This window comes from Microbacterium sp., from assembly GCF_031178525.1.
Taxonomy (GTDB): Bacteria; Actinomycetota; Actinomycetes; order Actinomycetales; family Microbacteriaceae; genus Microbacterium.
Genome location: NZ_JAPSJA010000277.1, coordinates 1 through 3,034, shown reverse-complemented (window position 1 = coordinate 3,034; position 3,034 = coordinate 1). Strand labels below are relative to the sequence as shown.

The window sequence follows — 3,034 nt, the reverse complement described above, 5'->3', positions numbered from 1 at the left end:
ACGCCGGCGACCGTCCCGTCCGCGGCCACGGCGTCGATCACGTTGCCGTCCGCATCGTGCAGCTCGACGGTCTCGCCACCCACCCGTGACTTCAGCTGGGCCGCCGTGCCGAGTGCGGCGATCCGGCCGTCGTGCAGCACGGCGATGCGGTCTGCGAGTTGATCGGCCTCCTCGAGGTACTGGGTCGTGAGGAACACGGTCGTGCCGCTGTCTGCGAGTGAGCGGATCACGTCCCACAGCTCCCGGCGGCTGCGGGTGTCGAGGCCGGTGGTCGGCTCGTCGAGGAAGAGCACCTCCGGCTGCACGACGAAGCTGAGCGCGAGGTCGAGCCGACGCCGCATGCCGCCCGAGTACGTGGCGACGGGTCGCTGCGCGGCCGCGGTGAGGTCGAAGCGCTCGAGCAGCTCGGCGGCGCGGCGGCGTGCCGCGACGCGACCGAGTCCCGACAGTCGTCCGAACATCACGAGGTTCTCGGCCGCGGTCAGCACGTCGTCGACCGCGGCGGCCTGGCCGGTCAGCGCGATGCGGCGCTGCACCTCGCCCGGAGCACGCGCGACGTCGTATCCCGCGACGTGCACGCGCCCCGCATCGGGCTTCAGCAGCGTCGTCAGGATCGCGATCGTCGTGGTCTTGCCGGCGCCGTTCGGCCCCAGCAGTGCGAACACCTCACCCCGTGCGACCTGCAAGTCGAGCCCGTCGAGCACTGTGCGTCGCGTGGTCCCTCTGCCGAAGGCCTTGGTCAGGCGTTCGGCGTGGATGGCGGATTCCATCGTCTCTCCTCTCGTATGGCGCGGATCGCAGAACTGTGTATAAGCGAAACTGTTTATGACGGTAACACACTGTTTACGTCATATACAGACCTAGACTGGCCGCATGACCGAAGCCGACGAGCCCATCGAGCTGCCGCGCGGCATCGCGCTCGCCTGGGGTGTCGCAGCGAATCCGCAGCGCGGGCCGAAGCGCGAGATGAGTGTGGAGCGCATCGTCGACGCGGCCGTCGAGCTCGCCGACTCCGAGGGCCTCGCCGCGGTGTCGATGGCGGCCGTCGCGAAGCGGCTCGGCTTCACGCCCATGTCGCTGTACCGCTATGTCAGCGCCAAGGATGACCTGCTGCTGCTGATGCAGGAGGAGGCCACCGGGCTGCCCCCCGAGGAGGTGCGGGATGTCGAGGGCTGGCGCGCGAAGCTCGAGGTGCTCTACCGCGCGCAGGCGGGGATCTTCACCCGCCACCCATGGGTGCTGTCGATCCCCATCACGGGCATGCCGGTCACGCCGGCGAGCTCGGCGTGGATCGAGGCCGGTCTCGCGGCTCTCGAGGGCACAGGTCTGGACGCGGACGAGCGGATGGCGGTGGCCCTGCTCACCACGGGTCTCGCGCGCTGGAACGGCCTCGTGCTCGCGGGGTACGCCGCGCAGTCGCACGACACCGGCCTGACCCCGGACGAGATCGCCGTCCGGGAGCACGCCCTGCTCGATGCCGTCGTCTCGGCTGACAGTCATCCGCAGCTGCGCGACGCGATCGATTCGGGCGTGATCATGTCGGAGCGGGATCCGTTCCGGTTCGGGCTCGACCGCGCCCTCGACGGTGTCGAGGCGTACATCTCACGACTCGCCGAAGGCGGCGAGAGGTCGGCGCCGATCTTCACCGAAGAGGACGACGAGGGGGCGCTGCTCGCGGACAAGCGCTACCGCGATGCACGCCGCGCGGTGCGGGATGCGCAGCGTGCGCTCGCGGCGGCGCGCAAACAGGAGCGGCAGGCCGCGCGCGAGGCGCGGGAGCGGCTCGCGCGCAAGAACTGAGCGCCCGCGATCCGCGTCATGGCGCGGATCCGGACGCTCATCCGTCCCATGGGCACCAGCGGTCACTCGGGTTTACATCCGACGCGCGCAACCCCTAAAGTGAAGCGATAGTGAAGAGGGAGGCCCAGTGCCTGAGATGCCGGACGTGCGGTTCCTGACGGTCGCCGAGGTCGCCGAGATCATGCGCGTGTCCAAGATGACCGTGTACCGGCTCGTCCACTCGGGGGAGCTTCCCGCCGTGCGCTTCGGGCGCAGCTACCGCGTGCCCGAGTCGGCGGTGACCGCCGCGCTGCAGCGCCCCATCGCCGACGCCGGCTGACAGCGTCCCGGTCGGGCTCTCGCGGGTCGCGTGCGCCGCATAGGGTAAACTGTCCCGAAGGCACGTTTCGCCGTGCTCGTTCCCGGACGCCGCTGGCTCGACGTCCAACCCCCTGACATTGTGAGGTTTCCGTGGGTTCTGTCATCAAGAAGCGCCGCAAGCGCATGGCGAAGAAGAAGCACCGCAAGCTGCTTCGCAAGACTCGCCACCAGCGTCGCAACAAGAAGTAAGACGCTGCAACCACTGACGCCGGTCCCGCTTCGGGCCGGCGTTTCTGGTTTCCCGGGGGCGCGCCCGTCCTCGCGGGACGCCGGATAATGAGGGGTATGAACGAGATCTCGGTGCAGGATCTGCACGCCCGCAAGGACGTTCCGCTCGTCGACGTGCGCGAGGTGCACGAGTTCGAGGCCGGCCACGTGCCGGGCGCGGTCAACATCCCGATGTCGCAGCTCGGGGAGCGCATCGGTGACCTGCCCGCCGAGCCGTTCGACGTGATCTGCGAGGTCGGCGGTCGCTCGGGCCGGGTCGTGGAGGCGCTCAGCCAGCGCGGCTACGAGGTCACGAACGTCGCCGGCGGCACCAGCGCGTGGCGCGAGGCCGGCTACCCGATCGATCTCTGAAGCCGCGACGTGACGACGCTCACACTGATCGGCAAGCCCGACTGCCACCTGTGCGACGTCGCGCGCGAGGTCATCGACGAGGTGCTCGCGGAACTGCCGACGGATGTCGCCGACGCCGTCGAGGTGCGCGAGGCCTCCATTCAGGACGACCCCGCGCTGTACGACGCATGGTGGGAGAAGATCCCGGTCGTGCTGATCGACGACCGCCTGCACGGCCACTGGCGCGTATCGCCGGACCGGCTGCGCACCGCCCTGACCGAGGCCGCGAACGCGCGCGCCTGAATGCCCGACCCCG

At 69.8% G+C, this 3,034-nt stretch carries 6 protein-coding genes; 5 read left to right on the top strand and 1 reads right to left on the bottom strand.

Features of this window, described 5'->3' with window-relative positions; genetic code table 11:
• The coding region (locus RIF89_RS13100; RefSeq protein ID WP_309069537.1) for an ATP-binding cassette domain-containing protein at positions 1 to 770 on the bottom strand (770 nt) is incomplete at its 3' end.
• Between the two features lie 103 nt (positions 771 to 873).
• Between RIF89_RS13100 and RIF89_RS13095 the strand changes: the two genes are divergently transcribed.
• From RIF89_RS13095 to RIF89_RS13075, 5 genes are all read left to right on the top strand, one after another.
• Entirely contained in the window at positions 874 to 1,800 is a 927-nt protein-coding gene (locus tag RIF89_RS13095; RefSeq protein WP_309069536.1) for a TetR/AcrR family transcriptional regulator, read from the top strand.
• Positions 1,801 to 1,927: 127 nt separating this feature from the next.
• Positions 1,928 to 2,119 (top strand): helix-turn-helix domain-containing protein, encoded by a 192-nt coding sequence (locus RIF89_RS13090; protein ID WP_055992940.1) that lies wholly within the window; start codon positions 1,928 to 1,930, stop codon positions 2,117 to 2,119.
• A gap of 131 nt (positions 2,120 to 2,250) precedes the next feature.
• A complete protein-coding gene (locus RIF89_RS13085) occupies positions 2,251 to 2,349 on the top strand; it encodes a 30S ribosomal protein bS22 (protein ID WP_003792170.1) in 99 nt (32 codons plus the stop codon).
• A gap of 96 nt (positions 2,350 to 2,445) precedes the next feature.
• Positions 2,446 to 2,739: a rhodanese-like domain-containing protein gene (locus RIF89_RS13080; protein WP_309069535.1), complete on the top strand. Its 294-nt coding sequence runs from the start codon at positions 2,446 to 2,448 to the stop codon at positions 2,737 to 2,739.
• A gap of 9 nt (positions 2,740 to 2,748) precedes the next feature.
• Positions 2,749 to 3,021 carry a glutaredoxin family protein gene (locus RIF89_RS13075; RefSeq protein ID WP_309069534.1) on the top strand — a complete coding sequence of 91 codons (273 nt, stop codon included), beginning with the start codon at positions 2,749 to 2,751 and terminating at the stop codon, positions 3,019 to 3,021.
• The last annotated feature ends 13 nt before the right edge of the window (positions 3,022 to 3,034 follow it).